Annotated in this window: 26 protein-coding genes and 2 riboswitches; of the genes, 18 read left to right on the top strand and 8 right to left on the bottom strand. The window is 39.3% G+C overall.

Annotation, left to right across the window (positions count from 1 at the left end; all coding sequences use genetic code 11):
• Positions 1-20: 20 nt before the first annotated feature.
• The 5 genes from ACWATA_RS18065 to ACWATA_RS18045 all read left to right on the top strand — a co-directional run bounded on the left by ACWATA_RS18065 (position 21) and on the right by ACWATA_RS18045 (position 5853).
• The gene (locus tag ACWATA_RS18065; RefSeq protein WP_028414177.1) at positions 21-740 is read left to right on the top strand and encodes a (Fe-S)-binding protein; all 720 of its coding nucleotides are present in this window, start codon (positions 21-23) and stop codon (positions 738-740) included.
• A gap of 17 nt (positions 741-757) precedes the next feature.
• Positions 758-2197, top strand: a complete 1440-nt coding sequence (locus ACWATA_RS18060; protein WP_014461085.1) for a LutB/LldF family L-lactate oxidation iron-sulfur protein — start codon at positions 758-760, stop codon at positions 2195-2197.
• Positions 2175-2888, top strand: a complete 714-nt coding sequence (locus ACWATA_RS18055; protein ID WP_034264005.1) for a LutC/YkgG family protein — start codon at positions 2175-2177, stop codon at positions 2886-2888. The genes ACWATA_RS18060 and ACWATA_RS18055 overlap by 23 nt, the downstream gene beginning before the upstream one ends.
• Positions 2889-3173: 285 nt before the next feature.
• Positions 3174-5330 carry a PAS domain S-box protein gene (locus ACWATA_RS18050; protein WP_205826955.1) on the top strand — a complete coding sequence of 719 codons (2157 nt, stop codon included), beginning with the start codon at positions 3174-3176 and terminating at the stop codon, positions 5328-5330.
• A 19-nt stretch (positions 5331-5349) separates the two neighbouring features.
• Positions 5350-5853 carry a methylated-DNA--[protein]-cysteine S-methyltransferase gene (locus tag ACWATA_RS18045; RefSeq protein WP_028414173.1) on the top strand — a complete coding sequence of 168 codons (504 nt, stop codon included), beginning with the start codon at positions 5350-5352 and terminating at the stop codon, positions 5851-5853.
• Here the strand turns inward: ACWATA_RS18045 and ACWATA_RS18040 are convergent, their stop codons facing one another.
• The 5 genes from ACWATA_RS18040 to ACWATA_RS18020 form a co-directional block, all read right to left on the bottom strand.
• Positions 5854-6018 (bottom strand): hypothetical protein, encoded by a 165-nt coding sequence (locus tag ACWATA_RS18040; RefSeq protein WP_014461081.1) that lies wholly within the window; start codon positions 6016-6018, stop codon positions 5854-5856. It lies immediately after the preceding gene.
• A 74-nt stretch (positions 6019-6092) separates the two neighbouring features.
• Positions 6093-6332 (bottom strand): hypothetical protein, encoded by a 240-nt coding sequence (locus tag ACWATA_RS18035; RefSeq protein WP_102813766.1) that lies wholly within the window; start codon positions 6330-6332, stop codon positions 6093-6095.
• Positions 6333-6456: 124 nt separating this feature from the next.
• Entirely contained in the window at positions 6457-7515 is a 1059-nt protein-coding gene (gene mtnA, locus ACWATA_RS18030) for an S-methyl-5-thioribose-1-phosphate isomerase (protein ID WP_473050014.1), read from the bottom strand.
• 35 nt (positions 7516-7550) lie between these two features.
• The gene (gene mtnK / locus ACWATA_RS18025) at positions 7551-8723 is read right to left on the bottom strand and encodes an S-methyl-5-thioribose kinase (protein ID WP_473050013.1); all 1173 of its coding nucleotides are present in this window, start codon (positions 8721-8723) and stop codon (positions 7551-7553) included.
• Positions 8724-8858: 135 nt separating this feature from the next.
• Positions 8859-9009: riboswitch (SAM riboswitch) on the bottom strand.
• Between the two features lie 91 nt (positions 9010-9100).
• Positions 9101-9883 carry a carbon-nitrogen family hydrolase gene (locus tag ACWATA_RS18020; RefSeq protein ID WP_016763379.1) on the bottom strand — a complete coding sequence of 261 codons (783 nt, stop codon included), beginning with the start codon at positions 9881-9883 and terminating at the stop codon, positions 9101-9103.
• Positions 9884-9995: 112 nt separating this feature from the next.
• On the opposite strand from ACWATA_RS18020, the gene ACWATA_RS18015 reads away from it, so the two are divergent.
• The 10 genes from ACWATA_RS18015 (at position 9996) to ACWATA_RS17970 (ending at position 20453) form a co-directional block, all read left to right on the top strand.
• Positions 9996-11168, top strand: coding sequence for a pyridoxal phosphate-dependent aminotransferase (locus tag ACWATA_RS18015; RefSeq protein ID WP_473050229.1), 1173 nt, complete (start codon positions 9996-9998; stop codon positions 11166-11168).
• Between the two features lie 130 nt (positions 11169-11298).
• Positions 11299-11405, top strand: a riboswitch (SAM riboswitch).
• 81 nt (positions 11406-11486) lie between these two features.
• A complete protein-coding gene (gene mtnW, locus ACWATA_RS18010; RefSeq protein WP_473050012.1) occupies positions 11487-12731 on the top strand; it encodes a 2,3-diketo-5-methylthiopentyl-1-phosphate enolase in 1245 nt (414 codons plus the stop codon).
• A complete protein-coding gene (locus ACWATA_RS18005) occupies positions 12728-13393 on the top strand; it encodes a 2-hydroxy-3-keto-5-methylthiopentenyl-1-phosphate phosphatase (protein WP_047751408.1) in 666 nt (221 codons plus the stop codon). Before mtnW ends, ACWATA_RS18005 begins: the two co-directional genes overlap by 4 nt.
• A complete protein-coding gene (locus ACWATA_RS18000) occupies positions 13390-14028 on the top strand; it encodes a methylthioribulose 1-phosphate dehydratase (RefSeq protein ID WP_028414166.1) in 639 nt (212 codons plus the stop codon). Before ACWATA_RS18005 ends, ACWATA_RS18000 begins: the two co-directional genes overlap by 4 nt.
• A gap of 15 nt (positions 14029-14043) precedes the next feature.
• Positions 14044-14559, top strand: a complete 516-nt coding sequence (locus tag ACWATA_RS17995) for a cupin domain-containing protein (protein ID WP_473050011.1) — start codon at positions 14044-14046, stop codon at positions 14557-14559.
• Positions 14560-14681: 122 nt separating this feature from the next.
• The gene (locus tag ACWATA_RS17990) at positions 14682-15758 is read left to right on the top strand and encodes a sugar ABC transporter substrate-binding protein (RefSeq protein WP_028414165.1); all 1077 of its coding nucleotides are present in this window, start codon (positions 14682-14684) and stop codon (positions 15756-15758) included.
• A 16-nt stretch (positions 15759-15774) separates the two neighbouring features.
• Positions 15775-17280 carry a sugar ABC transporter ATP-binding protein gene (locus tag ACWATA_RS17985; RefSeq protein WP_028414164.1) on the top strand — a complete coding sequence of 502 codons (1506 nt, stop codon included), beginning with the start codon at positions 15775-15777 and terminating at the stop codon, positions 17278-17280.
• Positions 17277-18311 carry an ABC transporter permease gene (locus tag ACWATA_RS17980; RefSeq protein WP_028414163.1) on the top strand — a complete coding sequence of 345 codons (1035 nt, stop codon included), beginning with the start codon at positions 17277-17279 and terminating at the stop codon, positions 18309-18311. Before ACWATA_RS17985 ends, ACWATA_RS17980 begins: the two co-directional genes overlap by 4 nt.
• A gap of 86 nt (positions 18312-18397) precedes the next feature.
• Positions 18398-19738, top strand: coding sequence for a CoA-disulfide reductase (locus ACWATA_RS17975; protein WP_154991551.1), 1341 nt, complete (start codon positions 18398-18400; stop codon positions 19736-19738).
• Positions 19739-20213: 475 nt separating this feature from the next.
• Entirely contained in the window at positions 20214-20453 is a 240-nt protein-coding gene (locus tag ACWATA_RS17970) for an aspartyl-phosphate phosphatase Spo0E family protein (RefSeq protein WP_013082228.1), read from the top strand.
• 64 nt (positions 20454-20517) lie between these two features.
• Here the strand turns inward: ACWATA_RS17970 and ACWATA_RS17965 are convergent, their stop codons facing one another.
• Together ACWATA_RS17965 and ACWATA_RS17960 are read right to left on the bottom strand one after the other, a co-directional pair.
• Entirely contained in the window at positions 20518-21249 is a 732-nt protein-coding gene (locus ACWATA_RS17965) for a ZIP family metal transporter (RefSeq protein WP_028414161.1), read from the bottom strand.
• Positions 21250-21405: 156 nt separating this feature from the next.
• Positions 21406-22173, bottom strand: a complete 768-nt coding sequence (locus ACWATA_RS17960) for a DUF4931 domain-containing protein (RefSeq protein ID WP_028414160.1) — start codon at positions 22171-22173, stop codon at positions 21406-21408.
• 199 nt (positions 22174-22372) lie between these two features.
• Here ACWATA_RS17960 and ACWATA_RS17955 point away from each other — a divergent pair, with 199 nt between their 5' ends.
• Positions 22373-22843 (top strand): MarR family winged helix-turn-helix transcriptional regulator, encoded by a 471-nt coding sequence (locus ACWATA_RS17955; protein ID WP_013082231.1) that lies wholly within the window; start codon positions 22373-22375, stop codon positions 22841-22843.
• Between the two features lie 171 nt (positions 22844-23014).
• Positions 23015-24709 carry a M3 family oligoendopeptidase gene (locus ACWATA_RS17950; protein ID WP_033578376.1) on the top strand — a complete coding sequence of 565 codons (1695 nt, stop codon included), beginning with the start codon at positions 23015-23017 and terminating at the stop codon, positions 24707-24709.
• Between the two features lie 25 nt (positions 24710-24734).
• On the opposite strand, the gene ACWATA_RS17945 is transcribed toward ACWATA_RS17950, so the two are convergent.
• Complete coding sequence (locus ACWATA_RS17945) at positions 24735-26318, bottom strand: PAS domain S-box protein (protein ID WP_047751406.1); 1584 nt, start codon at positions 26316-26318, stop codon at positions 24735-24737.
• A gap of 340 nt (positions 26319-26658) precedes the next feature.
• Here ACWATA_RS17945 and ACWATA_RS17940 point away from each other — a divergent pair, with 340 nt between their 5' ends.
• Complete coding sequence (locus ACWATA_RS17940) at positions 26659-26937, top strand: hypothetical protein (RefSeq protein ID WP_033578378.1); 279 nt, start codon at positions 26659-26661, stop codon at positions 26935-26937.
• Positions 26938-26977: the final 40 nt, after the last annotated feature.

Raw genomic sequence — 26977 nt, 5'->3', positions numbered from 1 at the left:
CAGCTTGGAGGGAGCAAATGATGAAAGTATCTTTATTTGCCACATGTTTGATTGATATGTTTCAAACAAATGTAGGAAAAGCGACGGTAGAATTGTTAGAACGATTAGGATGCGAAGTGGATTTTCCAAAGAGTCAAGTATGCTGCGGGCAGCCTGCGTATAACAGCGGTTACGTAAAAGAATCAAAAGAAGCAATGAAAAACATGATAAAAGCGTTTGAGCATGCAGAGTACGTTGTATCTCCATCAGGCTCGTGTGTGACAATGTTTAAAGAGTATCCCCATCTTTTTAAAGGTGATGCTGCATGGCATGAGTCTGCCGTGAAGCTTGCTGATAAAACGTATGAGCTAACGGATTTTATTGTAAACGTTTTAAAAGTAGAAGACGTGGGAGCCAGCTTAAATGGGAAAGCCACTTATCATTCTTCCTGTCATATGACGCGTTTGCTAAACGTAAAAAAAGAACCTTTTACACTATTAAACAATGTAAAGGGTCTTGAAATGGAGAATCTTGAAAACAGTCATAACTGCTGCGGATTTGGCGGGACGTTTTCGGTTAAGATGGGGCAAATCTCTGAACAAATGGTCGATGAAAAAGTGGGCTGTATAGCTAAAACAAACGCGGAGTACTTAATTGGAGCTGACTGCGGCTGTCTTATGAATATTGGAGGAAGAATTGAACGAAAAGGACAGCCTGTAAAAGTGATGCATATCGCTGAAGTGTTAAATAGCAGAATGTAAAGAAAGGAGAATACCGAATGTCTATGAAAATAGGAAACGATCAGTTTAAAAAACGCGTCGATGACGGAGTCAATAATGCGTTTATGCGCTTTGCGGTTTCAGGTGCTCAAGAGCGCTTAAGAAGCCGTAGATTAGATGCGGCGGAAGAGTTAGGGAACTGGGAAGAATGGAGAGCGCTTGGCGAAGAAATTCGTCAGCATACGCTTGAAAATTTAGATTACTATTTAGAGCAGCTCACGGATAATGTAGCTAAACGCGGAGGCCACGTTTTTTTCGCTCAAACAGCTGAAGAAGCGAATGAGTACATAAAAAATGTAGCGAGGCAAAAGCAGGCAAAGAAAGTCGTTAAATCCAAGTCAATGGTTACAGAAGAAATTCATATGAACGCTGCTTTAGAAGAACTGGGCTGTGAAGTTATTGAAACGGATTTAGGAGAATATATCCTGCAAGTAGATGATCACGATCCGCCTTCTCATATCGTAGCTCCTGCACTTCATAAAAATAAAGAACAAATTAGAGATGTATTTCAACAAAAGCTTTCTTATAAAAAAACAGAAAAACCTGAAGAACTAGCTCTTCACGCCCGGGAAATGCTGCGAAAAGAATTTTTATCAGCTGATATTGGCATCACGGGATGTAATTTTGCGATTGCAGAATCTGGGTCTATTTCACTTGTAACCAATGAAGGAAATGCAAGGTTAACAACTGCCCTTCCTAAAACGCAAATTACGGTTATGGGAATGGAAAGAATTGTGCCAACGTTTGAAGAGTTTGAAGTGTTGGTAAGCCTGTTAACTAGAAGTGCAGTAGGTCAGCGGCTTACAAGTTACGTAACAGCGCTTACAGGACCTAGACTTCCAGGAGAAGTAGACGGACCGGAAGAATTTCATCTAGTGATTGTAGATAACGGACGATCTGCGATTTTAGGAACTGAGTTTCAATCTGTTTTACAGTGTATTCGCTGTGCGGCATGTGTGAATGTATGTCCCGTGTATCGCCATATTGGAGGGCATTCATATGGATCTATTTATTCAGGTCCGATTGGAGCTGTATTATCCCCTTTGCTTGGAGGCTATGAAGACTACAAAGAGCTTCCATATGCTTCAACTCTATGCGCAGCCTGTACGGATGCCTGTCCGGTCAAAATTCCGCTGCATGAGCTATTACACAAGCACCGTCAGCGAATTGTCGAAAAAGAAGGGAAAGCACCTATTTCAGAAAAGCTGGCGATGAAAGCATTTGGCTTGGGAGCCGCTTCTTCTTCTTTATATACAGTGGGCGCTAAAGTGGCACCGGCGGCTCTTACTCCTTTTATGTCAGGAAGCAGTATTTCAAAAGGACCTGGTCCATTAAAAGCGTGGACAGAAAGCAGAGAGTTTCCGGCGCCTACAAAAGAGCGCTTACGAGATTGGTTTGATAAAAGGAGTGATGATGATGAACGGAAGCATTCAAAATAGAGACAGTTTTTTAGATAATATTGCAGCTAATCTTAAGCGAAGCAGGCGAACAAGCGGCGTAGTAAAGCCACAATGGAAGCATGCTCCTCAGCATGAGGTCTACCGCAGCTATTCGCCGGATCAACTAAAGAAAGAGCTTGAAAACCATTGCGAACGTATTCATACTCGCTATGTAGAAACATCATCACAACACTTGCCAGCTGCGCTTGAAGAAGCCGTAGCGAACTATGGAAATGGTCTTGTCTGCACGTGGGATGATCCTAGGTTTTCCGAATATGGATTGAATCTGCTGATGGAGAAATGGGAAACAAGCAGTAGCCTTCACGTATGGAATTCGGTAAAAGGCGATGAGAATATTAAACTAGCTGAACAAGCAAATGTAGGCATCACATTCAGTGATTTGACTCTAGCGGAATCCGGCACAGTTGTTTTGTTCAGCAGCGCTGCAAAAGGACGATCGGTCAGTTTGCTGCCGGCCACTTATATTGCGATCATTCCTCAAAGTTCCATTGTCCCTCGCATGACACAAGCTGCTGAAATGATTCATGAAAAAGTAGAGCGAGGAGAAACGATTGCTTCTTGCATTAACTTTATTACGGGACCGAGCAATTCAGCTGATATTGAAATGAATCTAGTCGTTGGCGTGCATGGACCTATTCAAGCCACTTATATTGTAGTGAATGATCGATAGAGGCTGGGGAAAACGTATTTTAGCCGAAGTGAAAAACGAACCGTGAATCAAACATGTTGATTCACGGTTCGTTTTCTTTGTTATGTTGAGCATAGGTTTCATTTTGTTATGTCCCAGCCTCTGTTATTCATGCTCCTTTTTTAAATAACGGGAGAATGTGAAGAAATGTCGCATTTTGAATAAACGTGACTAATTTTAAAAAGGTAAAAAGCAAATCTTGTAGAATACTAAGTCTATAGATAAAAGGTGGGGAAATGGGAAGTGCAAAAGAAAGGAGCAATGAGCATGTCACCACACAGAGAATTAACATCTGAAGCTGCGCAAAAGCAGCAAGGTGAATTAGAGCAGCTACGAGCTATTTTTAATGACGTATTAGATGCCATTGTCGTATTTGATGAGTATTTTCAAGTTATAAATGCCAATGAATCAGCCTGCGGGCTGTTTGAAAAAACAAAGGATGAGCTATTAACGTATCAAATGAAAGATTTTCTCATGTATTTTCCGTATGACATGATTGAAGCGTACTATCCAGCGCTTTTAGAAGAAAGCTATTTCAAATATGAAGGCGCGATGACGCTTCAAAGCGGCATGATGAAACATGTTGAATTTACTTCACACAAACATAGTCACATGTCGGGCATTATTGTGTGTACATTTCGAGATATTACGCAGCACAAGATGATGGAAAATGAAAGGTTTATTAGTCATCATATGTTTATGGATGTATTTAATGAAGCGGTAGATGGAATTGTTATTTTTGATCGAACTGGTCAGCTTATCGACGCGAACCCTTCATTTTGCGAGCGATTAAATTATACAAGAGCACAGCTTTTAACTAAAACGTTAGAGGAGCTTGTAGAACCTACTTATCATTATAAAGTGAAAAAATTATGGAGAACTCTGCATCAAGAAGGAAAGACAAGCGGCGAGCTGCCGATTAAGCTCGAAAATGGAGACGTTACTTTTTTTGAATTTACCACAACGGCTAATATATACAGTCAATACTATATGTCCATTATGAGAGACGTGACGGAAAAACGGCTGATGGAGCAGCAGCTGTTGAGAAGCGAAAAAAATTTCAGGGCTATTTTTGAAAATGCGATTGAAGCCATTTTGATTTGGAAAGACGATGGGGAAATTTTAAACGCTAATCTTGCTTCGTCCCGTACATTCGAGCTGCCGTTGAACAAATTGATTGGAAGTAATTTGTATACGTTTATCGATAAGCAAAGCTTTAGTGCATTAAAAATGCTGCAAACATTTCAAAAAGAAGGAGAAATTCGCAATCAGCTTCCTTTTTACATGCCAAATGGAGAAATCAAACAGTTGGAATTCACAGGGAAAAAAGGCATTATAGAAGGAGACCATTTAACCATTTTTCGAAACATTAGTGAACGTACAAAAATCGAACAAGAGCTTCGGAATAACGAAGAGAAATTCAGACAGATTTTTAATGGTTCGATCGATGGGTTAGTTTTATGGGACGGCAAGCGAAATATTATTGATGTGAATTCTTCTCTTTGTGATATTCTCGAACTCAGCAAAGAGGAGATTTGTGCGCATTCCATGGAGGATTTTATTTCTTCAGCGAATTTAGATGCGGTCATTGAGCATAAAGAAACAATTGAGCAAAAAGGGGAAGCTGAAGGAGAGATTACGTACGTTACGGGGAACGAAAAAGTTAAAAACATCGAATTCTCTACGAAAAAAGATATCTTGCCAGGTCTATATATGACGCTTTTAAGAGACGTAACGGAACGAAATCAAATGCAGGAGCAGATTCGGAAATCGGATACGCTTCAAGTAGTCGGACAGTTAGCAGCTGGGATTGCGCATGAAATCCGCAATCCGATGACGGCTTTAAAAGGGTTTGTTCAGCTGCTAGAAAGCAGCATTCAAGAAGATCACTCTCTTTATTTTGATATTATTAAATCCGAATTAAAAAGAATCGAAACTATTATTACAGAGTTTCTAGTACTCGCTAAGCCACAGGCCGTAAAGTTCGAAAAGAAAAATCTAGCTGCGGTTGTTAAAGAAACGATTGATTTATTAAATGCTCAAGCGCTTTTAGAAAATATTCAGTTTGAACTAAGTGTGTCCCCTCAGCTGCCAATGGTATACTGCGAGCCGAACCAAATTAAACAAGTACTAATAAATGTAATTAAAAACGCAATTGAAGTCACGTCAAACGGGGGAAGAATTTTTGTTGAAGTCTATTCTACAGAGCCGCACTACGTGACGGTCTCCATTCGAGATCAAGGAGACGGAATGCCCGAAGAGCGCATCAAGCGCTTAGGGGAACCATTTTATACGACAAAAGAAAAAGGAACGGGGCTTGGTTTGATGGTCTCATATAAAATTATCGAAGAACATAAAGGGCGAATTGAAGTGGAAAGCAAAATAGGAGAAGGAACGGCTTTCCGTGTTATTCTTCCAGCCTAATTAGAAAGGATAAGCGAGTATGTACTATGGAGAAATGAACTTATTTTCTGATTTGAAAATTTATATTGTAGCCTCGGAAAAAGGGGTTCAACATATTTGGTTTGATAGCGATGATCACAACGAGCAGCTTAAAAAACTTGTCCATGACGAGAATTATCACCTTGTGAAAGAAGCGAAGCGGCAGCTTCAGGATTATGCTGAAGGGCGCACGCTAACATTTGATGTGCCTTTGGATATAAAAGGAACAGACTTTCAAAAAGAAGTGTGGTTAACGCTTAAAGGTATACCTTATGGACAAACGTGGTCTTATAGTGATGTAGCGGAGTCTGTTAATCGCTCTAAAGCCGTAAGGGCTGTGGGACAAGCGAATCGTCGAAATCCACTGCCTATTATTTTACCTTGTCACCGTGTTATTGGTAAAAATGGAGCTTTAACAGGTTATGCAGGTTCCCAAACTCATATAAAAGAAAAACTATTAATGCTTGAAAGAAATGTAGCAAAAGGCGCTCTGGAGTTAAAATAACTATTCACCGTCTAATTTCCAGCCTTCTCCCTGCACAAAAACACCGTCAATTTGCTGAGGAGAAGGGAGGGAATTTAGTTCTTCATCTTTGGATAAATCGAATAGCTGATATTGCTGCTTGCGATTTAACGCTTTGTTTTTATCCGTTTTTTGCTCTGCACTCATTTTTACTCCTCCTTATTCAAAAAGAATCCCCTATAATATATGTAGAAAAAGCAGAGAGTACTGTTACAATTGTGTTACAAATGCAGCCAAAAAGCGCTGTTTAATAAAAAAGGTTGAGACATAACAAAATCAATGTCATCTAAAGATGAACAACTCGTATAGATGAACTGAACCGCTTGTGACACCGCAGTTGATTTCCGTGCAAGACTTCGCTTTCCGCGGGCGGCCGCTGAGCCTCCTCGTCGCTTGCGCTCCTGCGGGGTCTCACCCCTTCGGCTTTTCCCGCAGGAGTCTTCGCCTTGCCCTCCAATCAACTGCTAGAGGGAACGAAACAGATAAAACGATATTTACCATCACAAAAAAACGAACCACTAATCAACATGTTGATTAGTGGTTCGTTTTGCAGTGGGGCTAAAATACTTTTGTCCCAGCCTCTTGTTATTGAGCAGATTGCAGCAAAACTTTTTGAATGGATTCAAAAGACGGGGAATGGATAACTCCATGCTCTGTAATAATGGCCGTAATCAGTTCGCTTGGCGTCACATCAAAAGCTGGATTGTACACAGAGATTCCGTCTGGAGCAATTTGCGTATCTCCAATGTGCGTTACTTCTTTAGGTGAACGTTCTTCAATAGGGATGCTGCTTCCGTCTTGAATAGATAAATCAAATGTGGACTGCGGCGCTGCTACGTAAAATGGAATACCGAATGCTTTCGCTAAAAGAGCAAGTCCATACGTTCCAATTTTGTTAGCCGTATCGCCATTTGCTGCAATGCGGTCAGCACCTACAATGATCCCATTAATTCCTTTTGTTTTAATGGTATGAGCAGCCATATTATCCGTAATCAGCGTAACGTCTACTCCCGACTGCTGAAGTTCCCATGCTGTTAAGCGAGAACCTTGAAGAACGGGTCTTGTTTCACAAGCAAATACTTCAAGCGGAATATCGCGCTGCTTAGACAAGTGAAAAGGTGCTAAGGCTGTTCCATAATAAGCTGTAGCAATTGAACCAGCATTACATATTGTCATGATTTTATCCTTCTTTTTAAATAAAGAAAGAGCATGATCTCCAATTCGGTAGCACGTTTCTTCATCTTCTACTTGAATTTGAATAGCTTCATGAACAACTTTTGTTTTAGCTTCATTAACGGACGAAGCGGATTCAGCGCTTTTCGCTACGCGCTTCAATGCCCAAAATAAATTGACGGCAGTAGGGCGTGAGCTAGCTAAATACTGTTGATCAAGAGCTAGCTTTTTGTTAAATTCCTTGACTGAATCTGTGTCATAGCTAAGCGCAGAAAGAGCAAGACCAAAAGCCGCCGTAATGCCAATTGCAGGGGCTCCGCGTACTTTCAAGGTAGTGATAGCATCCCATACGTCTTTAATGGTTTGCAGCTTAATATATTCAACTTTGCCAGGAAGCTGCTGCTGATCTAATAAAGTAATATATGATTCATTCCATTCCACTGAGCGCGGAAGTGATAGTGTATTTGTCATGCTGATACCGATCCTTTCATTGTGTACATTATTCGTTATCGAAGTAAATGTTCAAATTCATTTGGTGAAACGTCTTGTTGGTGCAGAAGCAAATAGCGTCCAATTTTTAACGCAGTACGTTTAGCGTTAATTTTTCTTTCCTCTGAAGAAATTTCGTCTAAGTCCGCCACGTGAGCTAAGCCAATCGTACGTCGAATGATTTCACATCCTGCATATCCAACAGCATCTTGCCACGTTTGCGTTAAAATTTCATGTAATAAGCGCTCGTCTTTAGCGAAAGGTTCAGTGTTTTCAGAATGCCAAAGCGCAGTAAAGGTATCTTTGAATACGTTCCATGTGTTCGTAATGTGTGCAAATAACGGTTCGCGATTTGTTTCTCGAGAAAGAGCATTTAAAAATAAATTCGCAACAAATTGCCCTAAATCGAATCCAAACGGACCGTAAAAAGCAAACTCTGGATCAATCACTTTCGTTTCTTGACTGCTAGCAAAGATGCTGCCTGTATGTAAATCACCGTGGATTAGCGTTTGCGCATTTGTTAAAAATTTATATTTTAATTTTGCTGCTTGTAGCTTTACATCACCATCATTCCACAATTCTTCTACATCAGGACGCAGCGCTTTTTCAAATTCATTTGTATCAATATCAAAAAAAGGATCTGTAAAAACTAAATCTTCCGTAATATTGCATAAGTCGGGGTTGCTGTACTTAACAACTTCTTCTTTTTTATCCTGAGGTTTTAAGGCGAAATCAGACGTTTTGAACGCAATATGTCCTAAAAAAGAACCGATATGCTGTGAGAGCAGAGGATAACTTTCACCTTGAATAAGTCCGGCGCGAGAAATCGTTAAGTGAGACAGGTCTTCCATGACCGTAACAGCAAGCGTTTCATCGTGGTAATAAACAGCGGGCACAAGTTCTGGCGTAAATGCACCGAATTGCTTGAGCGCATTGCTTTCAATGGTGGCACGGTTCAAGGATAGAGGCCAGCTTTCGCCTACAACTTTTGCATAGGGAAGCGCTTGTTTGACGATAATGGATTTATTCGTTTGATCATTTATGATGTGAAAGACGAGATTTAAGTTGCCGTCACCAATTTCACGGGCAGTCAGTGCTTCTGTGGCATCAAAAAGACCTAGCTTTTTCACAAGTTTGATTGCTGAAATTTCTGTTAAAGGGTGATACTTCTCTGCTTTTGTTATTGACATCGGAATCCCTCCATAGTTTATTAAACTGATTTGTTTACTAAGTTAATAGGTTTAAGAATATATGGAGGCTTTTATAATTTTAGAAAATATAAAAGCCTCTTTCGTTGGAAAGAGGCTTGATTGTAGTGTTCAAACCTCTTATCTGCCAGAAAAAATTACTTTCTGTTGGAATTAGCACCGTGCCTTTGTAAAACATGTTTTACGGGTGTGATCCATCTTAGGATGGAATGACGGTCGGTTGCTGGGCTTCACAGGGCCAAATCCCTCAGCCAACTCTTGATAAGAGTACGATTACTTATTCAATTTTGATTTGTTTGAATATTTTATGATATCTGGTGAAAATCGTATCATGCAAAAAAACGGCTGTCAATACATAATTAATAAAATTCTGTACGGCGATCTGTAAAGACGGGAATTTGTTTACGAATTTCTTTTACAAGTTCCAGGTTAACGTCAGCACTTAAAAGTTCTTCGCTATCGCCAGCTTCAGCGATTATTTCTCCCCACGGATCGATGACTAAGGAATGTCCGGCAAATGTGTTATTAGGATCTTGGCCTACACGATTACATGCGATTACATAGCATTGATTTTCGATTGCGCGGCTAATGAGCAGGGCTTTCCAGTGGGCGAGTCTTGGAGCCGGCCACTGAGCGACAACAAACAAGACTTCTGCTCCGCTGCTAGTATGAACCCGTATCCATTCTGGGAAACGAATATCGTAACAAATAACTCCTGCGCACAGTGACTGTTCAAGTGTAAAAAGGTTTTTTGCTGTTCCTGCTTCTAAATACAGGTGTTCATCCATTAATTTAAATAAGTGCAGTTTACTGTATTGTGATACTTCACGACCTTTTCGGTCAAAAATATACATCGTATTCGTGACGCCTTGCTCTGTTTTTTTCGCGATCGAACCTCCCACAATATTTACTGCGTTTGTTTTAGCAAACTGAGAGATTAATTGCTTGGCTTGCTGCCCTTCATCATCTGCAATTTCGTCTAGCCGCGTCAAATCATAAGCTGTATCCCATAGCTCAGGAAGCACAAGGATATCAGGGTTTTCTTTCAGGGCTTCCGTCATTTTTTGTTCGATATATTTTCGGTTTTTAGTTGGGTTTCCAAACGCAATATCAAGCTGCAAACACGTAATTTTTACACTCACTTTATCATCCGTCCTTTTTTTAGTAGTTGAAAAAAATGACTTTACAAGTTGAGTATTACAATATATTATTTGTGACTAGAATTTCAAGAATTTTTTGAGAAGGTGTGCGATGATGAAACAATTTGAGCAATCGGAACTATTAAAAAGTTTACCAAAACAATTTTTTGCATCACTTGTGGGCAAGGTAGGAAAAGTAATGGCCCAAGGGCACGACGTTATTAACTTAGGGCAGGGAAATCCTGATCAGCCTACTCCTTCACATATTGTAGAAACACTGCAAAAAGCAAGTGCTAATCCTATGCATCATAAATATTCTCCATTTCGGGGGCACCAGTTTTTAAAAGAGGCCGTTGCGACTTTTTATAAACGAGAATATGGCGTTGATGTGGATCCTGAAAAAGAAGTAGCTATTTTATTTGGCGGAAAGGGTGGACTTGTTGAAATCCCGCAGTGCTTGTTAAATCCTGGAGATACAGTGCTGGTTCCGGATCCTGGGTATCCTGATTACTGGTCTGGAGTAGAGCTTGCAAAAGCCAAGATGGAAGTGATGCCTCTCACGGCTGAAAATCATTTTCTACCCGTATACGAAGAGATAAGTGAACGTGCTAAAGAACAGGCAAAGCTCATGTTTCTAAACTATCCGAATAATCCTACTGGTGCAGTGGCAACGGCAGAATTTTTTGAAGACACCGTGGCGTTTGCTGCCAAGCACGATATTTGTGTGGTACACGACTTTGCTTACGGAGCCATTGGATTTGATGGTAAAAAGCCAATCAGCTTTTTACAGACTCCTGATGCAAAAGAGACGGGAATTGAAATTTATACTCTTTCTAAAACGTATAACATGGCGGGATGGCGAGTTGGATTTGCTGTAGGAAATGAAAGTGTAGTAGAAGCTATTAATCTTCTTCAAGATCATATGTATGTCAGCCTCTTTGGGGCCGTTCAAGAGGCAGCAGCCGCAGCTCTGTTGGAATCTCAACAATGTGTGAATGATTTAGTTAAGCGCTATGAATCTAGACGCAATACCTTTATTCAAGGGCTTCAAGAAATTGGTTGGGATGTTACATCCCCAGCGGGTTCCTTTTTTGCATGGCTAAAAGTTCCTAAAGGATATACTTCTGAACAATTTTCAGATTTACTTCTTGAAAAAGCCCACGTTGTAGTGGCACCTGGAGTAGGCTTCGGAACATATGGTGAAGGCTATGTGCGCGTAGGACTGCTGACGGATGAAGAGCGCATGAGAGAAGCTGTATCTCGAATAAAAAAATTAAATTTATTTTAAAAACGCATTGACAATCCTTTTTGAGTTGGCTTAATATGTAAGAAGTTAACGAGATTAATAACCGATAAATCCTAGCGGTATTTTTTATTTAGTATATAATCTACGAATTCAATTTAAATAAATAGCAACTTTCTTATTAAGAGTAGGTGGAGGGACTAGCCCGATGAAGCCCGGCAACCGACTTAACGCATGTTAAGCACGGTGCTAATTCTTGCAGCAGCAGCTGAGAGATAAGAAGAGCAACGAAAGCCTCTTCTTAATCACAGAAGAGGTTTTTTTTTATTAACGATATTAAACAGCAAGGGAGTTTTTAGCATAATGAGTGAAATCGTTGCAATCTACTTACTACATGACAATAAAGGAAATTTTCATAAAAAAGCGGAAGGAATCGCTTTAGGACTAACCGTCGGCTCATGGACAGATCTGCCGCTTTTAGATCAACAGCAGCTTCAAAAGCATAAAGGGCGCGTCGTATCCGTAACTGAGCTTCAAGACTGCGAACGTGTTAACGGATATTTAGGCGGAGAGGTTAAGCAGGCTATTGTCAAAATTGCTTATCCAACTGCCAACTTTTCAAGAGATTTACCGGCTATTTTAGTTACGGTTTTCGGAAAACTATCACTTGATGGAAAAGTGAAATTATTAGACTTGGATTTTCCTGATGAATTATTAGCTGAATTCCCAGGACCGCGCTTTGGAATAGAAGGTATACGAGAGAAACTAGGCGTTTATGACCGTCCGCTTGTGATGAGTATTTTTAAAGGCGTGATTGGAAGAGACATGACGTACTTAACAACTCAGCTGCGTGAGCAAGCGCTTGGCGGAGTGGATTTGGTTAAAGACGACGAGATTTTGTTTGATAGTGAACGAACACCTTTTGAAACTCGCGTTACAGAAGGAAAAAAAGTACTGAATGACGTATACGAAAAAACGGGACACCGCACGCTGTATGCTGTTAATTTAACGGGACGAACGTTTGAATTAAAAGAAAAAGCGAGAAAAGCAGCTGAGCTAGGAGCCGATGCTCTTTTATTCAACGTATTTGCTTACGGGTTAGACGTACTGCAGGCACTTCGAGAAGATGATGAAATTAACTTGCCGATTATGGCACACCCAGCTGTTAGCGGAGCGCTTACGCCATCAGAGTTTTACGGTTTTTCAAATTCATTACTGCTTGGAAAACTATTGCGCTTAGCCGGAGCAGATTTCTCACTGTTTCCATCACCATACGGAAGCGTAGCGCTTTCTCTTGAAGATACGACAGGCATTGCCTACGAATTAACGCGTCCTGTGTACAAATATAAGCAGACTTTCCCGGTTCCTTCAGCAGGAATTCATCCTGGAATGGTACCGCAGCTTGTGAAAGACTTTGGAATCGACAGCATTATTAATGCAGGAGGCGGAGTTCACGGTCATCCAGACGGCGCTATCGGAGGAGGAAAAGCATTCCGTGCGGCGATAGATGCAGTACTCTCTCATCAAACACTAGCCGAAAAAGCGGAAGAATCAAAAGAGTTGCAAAAAGCTTTGCAACTATGGGGAACAGTAGAGGTGAAAGCATGACATCGTTAAAAATCTTTTGTGACTTTGATGGAACAATCACAAATAGCGATAACATTATTGCTATTATGAAACAATTTGCTCCTCCGGAGTGGGAAAGTATTAAAGACGACGTGCTAGCACAGCGCGTCTCCATTCAAGAAGGAGTAGGGCAAATGTTTGCCTTGCTTCCCGTGGAATTAAAGGAAGATATTATTTCTTATATTTTAGAGACGTCTGCTATTCGAGATGGATTTGATGATTTTATTGCCTATACAAAAGAGCATCATATTCCGCTTTATATTGTAAGCGGAGGAATTGACTTTTTTGTAAAACCGCTTTTGGGAAATCGAGTTGCAGAGGAAATGCTCTACTGCAACGGATCTGATTTTTCCGGTGAGCATATTTCCATTACGTGGCCTCATACATGTGATAAACAGTGTACAAATCACTGCGGCTGCTGTAAGCCAACGATTATTCGCCATCTTGCAGATGAAAGAGATCATACGGTTGTTATTGGCGATTCAATTACAGATTTGCAGGCTGCCAAATTAGCTGACACTGTCATTGCGCGTGACTTTTTAATTAAAAAATGCGAAGAGCTATCTCTACCGTATCGTCCTTTTTCTACTTTTTATGATGTGATTCACCATTTACAAGAATTAACAGAAGAGGTGAAAGCATGAGTATTATGGCTCAGCAAAGATTACACGAGCTTGCAGATATAAAAGATGAGTTGGCAGAGCGCGATTGGTTCTTCGGTACAAGCGGAAACTTAGCGATTAAAGTGGATCAAAATCCGACAACTTTCTTTGTATCAGCAAGTGGAAAAGATAAAAGAAAACGCACAAATGAAGACTTTTTGTTAGTTGATCAATACGGGAAGCCTGCAGAAGAAACGCATTTAAAGCCTTCTGCTGAAACGCTTTTACACGTTAAGATTTACGAGTCAACGAATGCTGGGTGCAGCCTTCATGTACATACAATCGACAACAACGTGATCTCTGAACTGTACGGAGATGAAGGGTTTATTTCATTCAAAGGCCAAGAAATTATTAAGGCACTGGGTATTTGGGAGGAAGATGCGGAAATTACTGTTCCGATTATTCCGAATTACGCGGATATTCCGACACTAGCAGAAGAATTTTCTCACCATATAAAAGGCGATCAAGGCGCGATTTTAATTCGTAACCACGGGATTACGGTATGGGGGAAAAATGCGTTTGAAACAAAAAAAGCGCTAGAAGCCTATGAATTTCTATTTAGCTACCATGTGAAATTACTATCACTTAAAGGCATTAAGCCAAAGGTGCATTTATAAAAGGAGGAAATAAAAATGGCGCAAATTCGCTTACATGTAAATAATAAAAGAATTGAAACTCAAGAGGAAGTATCAGCTTTTCTGGCAAACAATGAAGTTATTTATGAAAACTGGGATATTACAAAACTTCCAGAAAATCTTCGTGAAAAATATGATTTAACTGATGAAGAAAAAACAGAAATTTTAAACGTTTTTGGTGAGGATATTAAAGATATTTCTGAACGCCGCGGCTATAAAGCTCAAGATGTTATCTCGTTATCGGAATCTACACCAAACATTGATGAATTGTTAAAAAACTTTCAGCGCAAGCATATTCATACAGATGACGAAGTTCGCTTTATCGTAAGCGGTCATGGAATCTTTGTTATTCAAGGAAAAGACGGTGAATTTTTTGATGTTGAATTAGAGCCGGGCGATTTAATTTCAGTACCAGAAAACATTCTTCATTACTTTACACTAATGGAAGATCGTAAAGTAGTCGCTGTGCGAATTTTCGTGACAACTGAAGGATGGGTACCTATTTACGCATAACAACTACTTGTAAAGCATAGGTCATGATCACCCCGCTTTTACATCTAAAAGCGGGGTATTCTTTGGATTATTATAAAACTAACTATTTTTATATGAATAATAAGTTTAATAGGAGGAACACCATGAAAAAGAGTAAAAAAATGCTGTGGCCACTTACTTTGCTCGTGCTTCTAGTTTTTGCGCTGGCTGCCTGCACGAAAGAACAGCCAAGTCTAAACGAGAAAGCACAGGCAGCTCCAGCGCAGCAAGCGGCTTCTGCTAAGCCTGTACAGCAAGAAGGAAAAAAGATTACGAAAGATACAAAAATTGCTCTTATTTCTGAATTTACATCAGGCACTCACGCTGCTCAGTACATAACAGGTGTGACAAAAGCGGCTAAAAAAGCCGGAGTACAGCTATCCGTTTCTGATTCTAATAATGATCAATCTAAAATGGCGGCTTATTTAGACACGGCTATTAACCAAAATGTTGACGGTATTATGATTGACCACGGCCGGGCTGAAACCCTTGAACCTGGCGTGAAGCGCGCGATTGCAAAAGGGATTCCCGTTATTGCAACAGACGTAGAATTAAAAGTAGAAGGCGTTACAACGATTGACCAAGATGATTATATGCTTGCGCTCCAGGGGCTAAAGCAAATGATGCAGGACATTAACGGAAAAGGAAATATTGTATATGCGTTTGTTGGAGGCTTTGCACCGATGGAAAAACGCGACAGCATTTATAAAATTATGATGAATCGCTATCCAGATGTAAAACAAATTGCCACGTTTGGAAGCGCAACAGACAACACCTCTCTAGACACTCAAAATAAAATGGCGGCTGTATTAAAGCAGTATCCAAATAAAGGAGACATTGCAGCCGTTTGGGCACCTTGGGACGAATTTGCAAAAGGAGTCACAAGAGCGATTAAAGAAGCAGGACGAGATGAGATTAAGGTATATGGAGTGGACTTATCTGATGAAGACCTGCAAATGATGCAGGCAAAAAACAGCCCGTGGAAAGCGTCAGCTGCTGTAAACCCAGCTTCAGTAGGAGAAAAGCAGGTTGATCTGCTTCTTAAAAAGATTTCCGGTCAAGAGATCCCTCGTTATTATTCCTTTGATCCGGTTTTAGTCAAACAAACTGACTTGCCTAATCAAACGATTAATATGGACCAGCTTAGTCAGTACGTAGAAGAATGGGGTAAAAAAGAGTAGAAGTGGAGGGACAGACATGACGAACGAGCTTTCAATGAAGAACATTACAAAAAACTTTGGTTCTTTTCAAGCGCTGAACAAAGTTGATTTTACTGTTCAAAAAGGGGAAATTCATGCTTTATTGGGAGCCAATGGTGCCGGTAAAAGTACGTTGATGAAAATATTGTGCGGAGCTTACGACGAGTACGAAGGAAAGATTTACAAAGACGGAGGAGAAATCTCTATTTCTTCTCCTAAAGAAGCGAAGAGCCACGGCATCGGCATTGTACACCAAGAAGTCGATGTAGCGCTGATTCCTTCGCTATCAGTAGCTGAAAACATTGTGTTAGACGTGCAGGTTTCTAAGAAAAGTAAGACATTTGTAAACTGGAAATCTATTTATAAGAAAGCGGAAGAAGCTCTTTCTTTACTTGGTTCTTCTTTATCAGTTAAAAAAAATGTTGTTGATCTAACTCTATCAGAAAAACAGCAGGTGCTTATTGCACGTGCAATTGTACAGAATGTTGATTATTTAATTTTGGATGAACCAACCGCACCTCTTAGTGTGGAAGAGACGAAACAATTGTTTTCTGTGATGAGAGAGCTGAAGAAAAGCGGAGTAGGCATTATTTATATTTCACATCGCCTTCAAGAAGTGGTTGATATTTGCGACCGCTTAACGGTTTTAAAGGACGGACGCTATGTAGCTACAAAAGAAACTTCACATACATCAATTGAAGACGTGATTACGCTCATGTTAGGAACGTCTTCTGTAAAACAGTGGGTCAAAAAATCAGTAGAAGTTGGAAACGAACTTTTACATGTAGAAGCATTATCCCTTCCAGGGCGCCTTTCGAATATCTCTTTTCATGTAAAAGAAGGAGAGGTAGTCGGTATTGCAGGGCTTGTAGGAGCAGGGAAAACGGAGCTTTGCCGAAGTCTATTTGGTTTAGAGCAATATGTCAGCGGCAGCGTTCGGTTAAAAGGCAAGAAACTAAAGTTGAATAAGCAGCCGTATTATTATATTGCACAAGGTCTTTCTCTTGTTCCTGAAGAACGAAGAAAAGAAGGAATTTTTGTTCATGAATCGATTGCCGATAACTTAGTTTTGCCAAGTCTGTCCCGCTTTACAAATTATTCGTTTCTAAAGCGAGGAAAGATCAAAGAAAAAGCGCAGAAAACGACTGGGCAAGTTGGCGTAAAGTCTCATTCTATCGAGCAGTCAGTTGGAACGTTAAGCGGTGGAAATCAGCAGAAAGTAGCAATCGGAAAATGGCTTGTTACGGATTCTGACGTACTGTTGTTCGATGAGCCAACTAAAGGGGTTGATGTGGGCTCTAAGCGAGAGATATTCGACTTAATTACAGGGCTTGTGTCACAGCAAAAAGGCGTTGTTTATGCAACCTGTGAATTCGAGGAGCTGCTAGGGGTAGCGGATCGAATTTATGTTATGTACAACGGGAAAATCGTGAAAGAATTATCCAAAGAAGAAGCAACTAGTGAAAAATTATTTTATTATACAGCAGGAGGAGTAAAAGGATGAGTGCGGAGTATGTAACAGAACCTGTAGCGAAACCAAAGAGAAAAATAAGCGTTTTCGACTTTTTTTACAAATATGGGACAGTCTTAATGATTTTTGTTATTATGATTATTTTTTCCATTGCCACACCTAACTTTTTAACAGGAGAAAACATTAGTGATATTCTGCGCTCTATTTCCATTGTTACCTTAATTGCGCTTGGTGTAACGATATCGTTAACGGTCAACGGACTCGACTTATCTGTAGGATCTACGGCTGGTTTAGCCACTATTTTATCAGCTTCTATGCTCGTTTTACACAGACAAGAAATTGCAGTTGCGATCATTGTTCCGATTATTGCATCGCTTCTCATCGGGTTAGTGAATGCTTTTTTAGTAGTGAAAGTAAAGATTCCTGATATTTTAGCCACGCTTTCAATGATGTTTATCGTACAGGGGATTTTATTAACGTATACAAAAGGCTCAGCTATTTATACCAATATGCCTTTACCAAGCGGAGAAAGAGCTCCGGGAATTTTCATTCCTTCTTTCCTTGCGCTGGGGCAAGGTCACTTTCTAGGTATTCCCGTCCCTGTGATCATTATGCTGCTGACTGTGCTGCTTGTTCATATCGTTTTTTCCTATACAAAGTTTGGTCGTTTTTTCTACGTAACAGGAGGTAACATAGAAGCAGCAAGACTTTCGGGTGTACCGGTTAATCGTTATCGTATGTATGCCTATATGTTTTCAGGTTTGCTTGCTGGAATTGGAGGAGTCGTTTTAGCTGCCCGTATTGGAGTAGGAGAAGTGAACGCAGGCTCACCATTTTTAATGGATGCCGTAGCTGCGACATACATTGGCTTTTCCGTATTTGGAGCAGGGAAACCGAATGTATTCGGGACGCTGATTGGCTCTATTTTAATTGGTGTGCTGTTAAATGGATTAACGATGCTAAATGTTCCGTATTATATGCAAGATATTATTAAAGGAGCTGTATTAGCAGGAGCCTTGGCTTTAACGTATTACCGCTCGAAACAAACATCTACGGCTGTGTAAACAGCCGTTTTTTTTCGTTTGAAATCGGGAAGAATAAGGAAAAACAATAGTATAATCTATTATTTATGTAGAAAGAGGGAGTATAGATGAAACGTGTCGTCATTATAGGAGGAGTAGCCGCCGGAATGAGCGCAGCTTCACAGCTTCGCCGGATGAAAGAAAAAGAAGAAGTGGAAATCCTTGTGTTTGAAAAAGGTGGAGATATTTCTTACAGCGCATGTGGCATGCCTTACTATCTGTCAGGTGTTGTAAAAGAAAAAGACGATTTGATTGCTCGTACGAAACAAGAGTTTGAAGAGCGAAATATCTCCGTCCATCTTTTTCACGAAGTTAAAGAAGTAAACCATACAAAGAAATACATAGTAGCACAAGATGTCAAAACGCACGCTGAAAAAGAGATAACATATGATGAACTCATCATTGCAACTGGAACAACGGCTGTTAAACCTAATTTTATGAGTGATAACATGCCGAATGTATGCACATTAAAGTCATTAGAAGACAGCGAAAGAATCTATACATATCTACAGGCTCACTCCGTAGAAAAAGTCACTATTATTGGTGGAGGATATGTCGGAATGGAAGTAGCTGAAGCAATGAAGGCTTTGGGAAAAGAAGTACGGGTCATTGAACAGGGAAAGCAGATTCTATCTATTTTAGATCAAGACATGGCAGAGCATCTACAAAAGCAGCTAGATGACGATATTTTATTTCATTTCGAAGAAGAAGTGGAAGCATTGCTGCATTCAGATGGTTCCGTCACTCACGTTCAAACAAACCGTCAAACGTACCAAACGGATTTAGTGATTGTAAATGTAGGAGTTCGTCCGAATACGCAATTCTTAGAAAGAAACGGACTAAGAATGCTTGAAAATGGAGCTATTTTAGTAAACGAGAAGTTGGAAACCAACGTGCCTCATATCTACGCAGCGGGAGATTGTGCAACGAGCTATCACCGCGTATTAAAAAAAGATGTTCATATTGCTCTTGGAACCATTGCCAATAAGCAGGGAAGGGTTCTTGGTTACCGATTAGGGGGAGAAAATAGAAAATTTCCGGGTGTTTTAGGTACAAGCATTGTCAAAGTGATGGACTATGAAATCGGAAAAACCGGCATTTCAGAAAGAGAAGCAAGAGAAAATTCTCTTTTATACAAAGCCATCACAGCCGAGGCTCCGAGTCATGCTTCTTACTATCCAGGAGCTGAGAAGATGGTCATAAAACTTGTTTATCATCCTGAAACAAAAGAGATTCTAGGAGTTCAAATGATTGGGAAAGAAGGAGTTGCAAAACGAATCGATGTATTTGCGACAGCTATTACTTGCCGCCTCACAACAGATGAAATAACCATGCTAGATCTTTCATATGCCCCTCCTTTTGCTACGGTATGGGATGCTGTACAAATCGCTGCTCAAAAAGCTGAATAAAAAAGAGGCTGGGACAAAAGTAGTTGAGTCCAAGTAAAAAACGAACCATTCATCAACCTGTTTGATGAGTGGTTCTTTTTTTTTGTGATGGTGCACATCGTTTTATTTGTTTCGTTCCTTCTAGCAATTGATTGGAGGGCAAGGAGAAGACTCCCGCGGAAAGCGAAGCCTTGCACGGAAATCAATTGCGGTGTCATAAGCAGTCCAGCTCATGTATCTCATTCGTTCGTCTTTCGATTGGATTTATTTCGTTATGTCTCAACCTCTTTTTTATTCGACAAGCAGCATCTTTTGTCGAAAAACAACTTGTAAAAAAAGATAAACGGTATTCCTATAGTAATGTAAGCGTTTGTAAATTCCGACAAAATAATTTTTTTGCGAAAAAAATGTCTATTATTGCGACTCTATTTACATATTTAGTAGAATTTGTAATAATGCGTTATAAGCTAATTTCTTTGTCATAGGAGAGGATTTTGTGTTTGGAGTGAGAAATAGAACGAAATCAGAGAGATTATTAGTGGAAATCGTCCAAAAAAGACAAAAGATGGTGCAGCTCGGAGAAGAAAAAGGTCTGACTAATGAAGAAACCGTTACCTGTAGTCAAGAGCTTGATCAGCTCTTACTCGTTTATCAAAAGCAGCGTTTAAAAGAAGAGGAAGAAAAGACATCGTTTGCCACACTGATTAGCCGCTTTTTATCTTTTTCAAAGCTGTAATGCAGGACAAGCATTCGGGATCGGGCAGTGAAACAATTACGCTGCCCGTGGCCTCTCTTCAGCTTTAAAAAATGTTAATTAAAAAAATCATAAACAAAATACCAAAAATAAACGAATAAGTAGCAAATCTTTCGTTTCCATCGCCGTGACTTTCCGGAATTAACTCTTTATAAATAATAAAAAGCATGGCTCCAGCAGCAAACGCTAATCCATATGAAACGAGAGACTCCACAAAATTAGTTAAATAAAACCCGAGTAAAGACGTTACAATTTCAACTGATCCTGTAAGGGTAGCAATTAAAAAGGCTTTTATTTTACTGATATTTTGCTGAGCTAAAAATAGCGCGACCAACAGTCCTTCAGGTGCATTTTGAAGACCGATTGCAAGGGCAATTAAGTTCCCTGTATTTTCAACATTTGAAGCGTAGCTCACACCAACAGACAGTCCTTCAGGAAGGTTGTGCAACGTAATAGCGGAAACAATTAAAAGTGCTTTTTCATCAAACTGTATGCCGGTTTTAGAATGCTCAAGATCAATGTGAGGAATATTCTGCTCCAAGAGTGTTAATGTTACCACGCCAAGCAGTAAGCCAATCGCTAAGGAAAAAAAACCGCCGCTTTGAAGAGATTCTGGAATTAAGCTCATAGTAGAAGCTGCTGTCATAATGCCTGCAGTGAGCGCAAGAAGTATATCTTTCCAGCGATGAGTGAGTTCTTGATTCAAAAATAGAATAGGCAAAGCGCCTACTCCAGTCGATAGCGCAGAAAGAATGCTTCCAATTAGTACCTCAGTCATAAACCGTCTCCTTTTACGTATTCTTCTTTTTATCCTCAATTCACATCGTTCTTTTAGTGTATGTTTTTTTGTTTTCTATGAGCATGACTATTTTAAAAATGAACAGCTTTATGCAATAATTTTACAAAAAAGTTGAACCAGTGAAGGTTCAACTTTTTAGGTGAAGTACAGCTCCTGAACTTGGTTAGCAATGTGCTCAAGCTTATTGGAAACTTGAGGAATGCCATATCCTACATACAAAGGAGATGTGGCAAAGCGAGGAATGATTTTCGCTGCAATTTTGCCGTTTTTAAGATTATAAAAAAACAAGTTGTAGCTCGTGCAGCTACGATGAAAATGATTTAATAAATAGTGAGCAGCCGTTTGAAGATAATCTGCAAACGTGTGCAGCTCTTTGTCAAGCTGATCTGTTATCACGTTAAATTCAAAAAAGCCCATTCGAGGTTTTACAGATAAATTAAATGTGACGTGTTCATTTTTGGCAATTGTGACTCCTTCAAACTGCTCTAGCTTCACATTTTCATTTACATCCATCTCATTTAAACCAATAATTTGCATATGAGGATGTCGTAATGATCCTCCGGACATGGGGCCGTGGTTTTTAAAGAAAAGAACAGAAGCATATTCTCCGCTGTTCATCATCGATATCCATCGTTCAGTAGCAAAACTCAGCAAGGTATACAGATGTTCTTTTGGATAAATAGATAGTTCTGAAGAACACTCATCGGTCTCAATAATAACCGTCTGATAAGCATCTTGCAGAACGGGAAACTTATTTTTTAGCCAAATGATAGGTCCTTGTTTTTCAATGATGCCTGTAAGAGATTCTACGTCGCAAAAGGGACAAGGGTTTTGCCGGTTAACGATTGTTTCAGGCTTTTGCGAACCAATCGCGGAATTAAATAATAAATGGGTTGGTTTCATAATCATTCACCTTTTTATGTAATGTTCATATGTTTATTGTATTAAAAGCATATGTATAAATCCACTTATATACATTTTTTATCAAAAAAATTGTACAAGCAGAGAGAATAACCGATGAAATAAGCCTGCTTTGATTGACTTTGAAGGGAAATTTTAGTATTATCTTGATATCAAGATAATATCAAAGGAACTGATTAAAATGACGAATGATGTAACTAGAGAAGAGTTAGACCAATCTCTTAAATTATTTATTGTACTATCTCGTGCCAATCGTTCAATTAATGATCATGTGCATAAATTTATTCAACAGCATGGAATGAATCCAACCGAATTTGCTGTCCTAGAGTTATTGTACCACAAAGGCCAGCAGCCTCTTCAGCAAATTGGCGGAAAAATTCTGTTGGCAAGCGGCAGTATTACGTATGTAGTAGACAAGCTTGAGAAAAAAGGCTTCTTGGAGCGCGTTGCTTGTCCGAACGATCGTCGCGTAACCTATGCAGCTATCACCAAGCAAGGCAAGGAAATGATTGAAAGCATGTTTCCGAGTCACGAAAAAAGAATTCATGATATTTTATCCGTTTTATCTAGCGAAGAAAAGGAAGTTGCCATTTCGATGCTTAAGAAACTAGGGCACTATGCAGATGAATTTTTGCCGGAATCGACTAATTAAGTAAGGAAAGCTCGTTTGTTTCTGTTGAACAAACGAGTTTTTTCTATGACTTCTTTCATGACCAATCGACATAAAAAATAAAAAGTGACAAAAAATTGAAATTAACAGGAATACAGCTGGATAAAAACGAATTAGGTTACATACAGACATATAGAGGAAGGGGAATAAATGATGAAATTTGAGAATTATACATATACGCGACCTGATATGAATGAAATTGAAAAGCAGTTTGAAAAGGCCATTACACATTTTACGGAAGCAGGGTCAGTCAGTCAGCAAAATGAGGCAATTCGTCTAGCAAACGATGCATATTCTCAGTACAGTACAATGGGGAACATCTGCTATATTCGTCATTCTATCGACACAGCCAATGAATTTTATAAAGAAGAACAAGACTATTTTGATGAAACACAGCCGCTTTTAGAAGGATACGTAGAGAAATTTTACAAAGCCTTAATCTCTTCACCTTTTAAACCGGAACTAGAAGAAAAGTGGGGAAAGCAGCTGTTTTCTCTTGCTGAAATGCAGTTAAAAACGTTCTCTCCTGAAATAGTAAAAGAGCTACAGGAAGAAAATAAGCTATCATCTCAATATACGAAGCTAGTGGCGTCAGCTAAAATTGTATTTGAAGGAGAAGAAAGAACGTTAGCTCAGCTCGATCCGTTTATGGAGTCATCTGATCGAGAAATGAGAAAAAAAGCAGCAGAAGCGAAGTTTCAATTTTTCACTGATCATGAAGAGGAATTTGATGATATTTACGACAAGCTTGTAAAAGTGCGGACCAAGCTTGCTGAAAAATTAGGCTATAAAAATTTCGTAGAAGTGGGCTATGCTCGTATGTCTAGAATAGGGTACGATGCTGAAATGGTTGCCGCTTTTCGCCAACAAGTGAAAGAGTATATTGTTCCCCTTACTGAAAAACTAAAAAAGCGTCAGCAGGAAAGAATTCAAGTAGAGAGCTTAACTTATTATGATGAACCGTTTCAGTTTGAAACAGGAAACGCAGTGCCAAAAGGTGATGAAAAGTGGATTATTGAAAATGGACGGGTTATGTATAAGGAGCTTTCTAAAGAAACGGACGAATTTTTTTCCTTTATGCTTGAAAATAATTTAATGGATTTAGTCGCTAAAAAGGGCAAAGCAGGCGGAGGCTACTGTACGTTTATTGAAGAATACAAAGCGCCGTTTATTTTTTCAAACTTTAATGGAACATCAGGCGATATTGATGTGTTAACGCATGAAGCAGGGCATGCTTTTCAAGTGTATTCCAGCCGAGATATGGAAACCAATGAGTATCACTGGCCTACGCATGAAGGAGCTGAAATTCATTCGATGAGCATGGAGTATTTTACATGGCCTTGGATGGAGTTGTTCTTTAAAGAGGACAAAGATAAATACCAGTTTTCTCATTTAAGCTCAGGCTTAACTTTCTTGCCTTACGGGGTAGCAGTTGATGAATTTCAGCATGCTGTATACGAACGCCCTGAGATGACGCCTTCGGAACGAAAACAAACGTGGCGAGAAATTGAAAAGAAATATATGCCTTCTAAAAACTATGACGGCCATCACTATCTAGAAAGCGGGGGCTTCTGGCAGCGTCAGCTTCATATTTACACGTCTCCGTTTTATTATATTGATTACACGCTCGCTCAAATTTGTGCATTTCAATTTTGGAAAAAAGATCGGGAAAATCATGAACAAGCATGGCAAGATTACGTTCATTTGTGTAAGCTTGGCGGAAGTAAGCCATTTTTAGAATTAGTAGAGGAAGCGAATTTGATCTCTCCATTCGAAGAGGGCTGCGTGCAGTCTGTAGTAGATGAAATTGAAAGCTATTTAAATAGTATTGATGATAAAAAGCTATAAAAAAAGCCGCGTTTGCGGCTTTTTTTTATTGACATGTTCCTTCTTTCCATAAAGGAATCGTAAGGGTAACGCTGGTTCCTTCGCCCACAGTGCTTTTAATCTCAAATGTTCCTTTATGCTGATACAGAATGTTTTTAATCACAACAAGTCCAAGACCGGTGCCTGATGGCTTCGTGGTAAAAAAGGGCTTTTGAATGTGCGTAAGCAAATTTGAGGGAATACCCACTCCTGTATCTTTAATGAAAATAGTAAGGCCTTTAGTATGCTGAGTAACGTTTAAATGAATTTCTCCTCCGCTAGGCATAGCTTCGAGCGCATTTTTTAATAAATTAATGAGTACTTGCTTAATTTGATTGGCATCACAGCAGATGTATGTATGCGGAGCTTCCACCTGCGTTTTAACTACGACGTTTTTTAATACACATTCTGATTCATACAGAAGAATAACGTCATTTAAAATAGTAGAGAATGCATGTTTTTTCATAACCGTATCATGAGGTTTAGCGAGCAATAAAAATTCTCCAACGATTGAGTTAATACGATTCAGTTCACTCAGCATGATGGTTGTATAAGAATGATAGCGGCTGCTGTCTTCATGAATAAGCTGAATAAATCCATTCAGGGAAGTAAGCGGATTTCGAATTTCATGAGCGATGCCCGCTGCCATTTCGCCGGCTAAAGATAATTTATCGGTTTGGCGAAGAAATTTTTCTGTTTCCTTTTCTTCTGTAAGATCGCGTGAAATACCAAAAAGCGCAACGACTTGCTGATCACGATTAAAAATAGGTGAAACAGTGATTTCTACGTCAATTATTTTTCCGTCTTTTCGCTTATCTTGGGTTTCAAAGGCTACCAGCTTTTCTCCTTTTTTAACCCTTTCTAATCGGTTTTCAGCGTCGCCTTTTAAGCCAGCAGGAATAAATGGGATGGCTTTTCCGACAATTTCTTCCGCTTTCCATCCGTATATTTGCTCAAAAGCATCGTTTACTTTAATCACTTTGCCGTCTAGACTGAATACGGAAATGGCGTCGCGATTGTATGTGAAAAAAGATTGTAAATACTCTTGAGCTGAGTAAAGTTCATCTTCGGTTTTGTTCATTTTGACCGTCGTAATAGCAATCAATTTTTTAGAGAAATGAGCACAATACAACAAAATAATCATTGTGATCAGCGTAAACAAAATGAAATAAACGATATCTAATTTCACGAAAGTCACAGATGTAAAAAGAGTGTTGCTTACATAAAAGTACAAAACAATTATTATGGACATTAATGTAGAAGTTACAATAGCGATATAGCTATAGTAAATAAAGCTAACAATTATTCCAAGAAACAAAAACAAATAATTAATAACAGCAGGTTCAATAGATGTTATGTACGCAATATAGGCATAATAGCATATAAAAAAAGAATACATAATGATAGCAGGATGAAAATGAAAGTAATACATAGCCGTCACTACCAATAATAAAATTCCTCCGCTTATAAAAACAATCGGATGAGGATCAGCTGCAATAAAGTGATATAACACAATGTGGACAAAATACAGCAGCCAAAAAATAAGTAAAAGAATAAAATTACGTTTTTTTATGAGGTTGTGTGATTCCATAAAAAATCCCTTTCTTAAATGGTGAATAATTTTATAGGAGAATAACTTCATAGTCAGCTAGTCGCACGATACAGTAATATATCACTCATATTAGCATAGTTACAACTATGTGAATAGCCGAATTGAGCACTTAGACCAAGGAAGATAGATCTAGAATGTGGCTGGTCATAAACTATTAAGGAAATATGAGGGGAATATGAACGAAATGAAGGAGATGTAAAGCTTTTGTGATAACCTTGTAAAAGTGAACTTTTTTCCAATTGGATAGGCTATACTGCCAGTAGAGCCATATGAATGGTGACTACATAGAGGCTCAGATGATTCGAAAGGAGACGGTAAAATGAACAAAAGTTTATTAGTCAAGTTATTTGGATCACTTCTAGCAATTATGTTAATCACAGCATGCAACTCACAAACGGATGAAAAAGATGCAACAGAACAGCAAACCGAACAGTCGGATGATACTCAATCGGAGGATACAACGACAGATGATTCACAGGAAACAATGAAGCAAGACGAAGCAGATGACTCATCTGGGGATGAAGCAGCTGATGATCAAGAAGAATCAACGGATAGTGCGGACGAAAAAACAGATGAAAAAACAGATGAAAGTAAATAAACGAAAGTATTTCTATAAAAAAAAGCGACTCAAGTAGAGT

Source organism: Priestia sp. USM5 (assembly GCF_058323215.1).
This window is presented reverse-complemented; position numbering and strand designations above follow the sequence as displayed.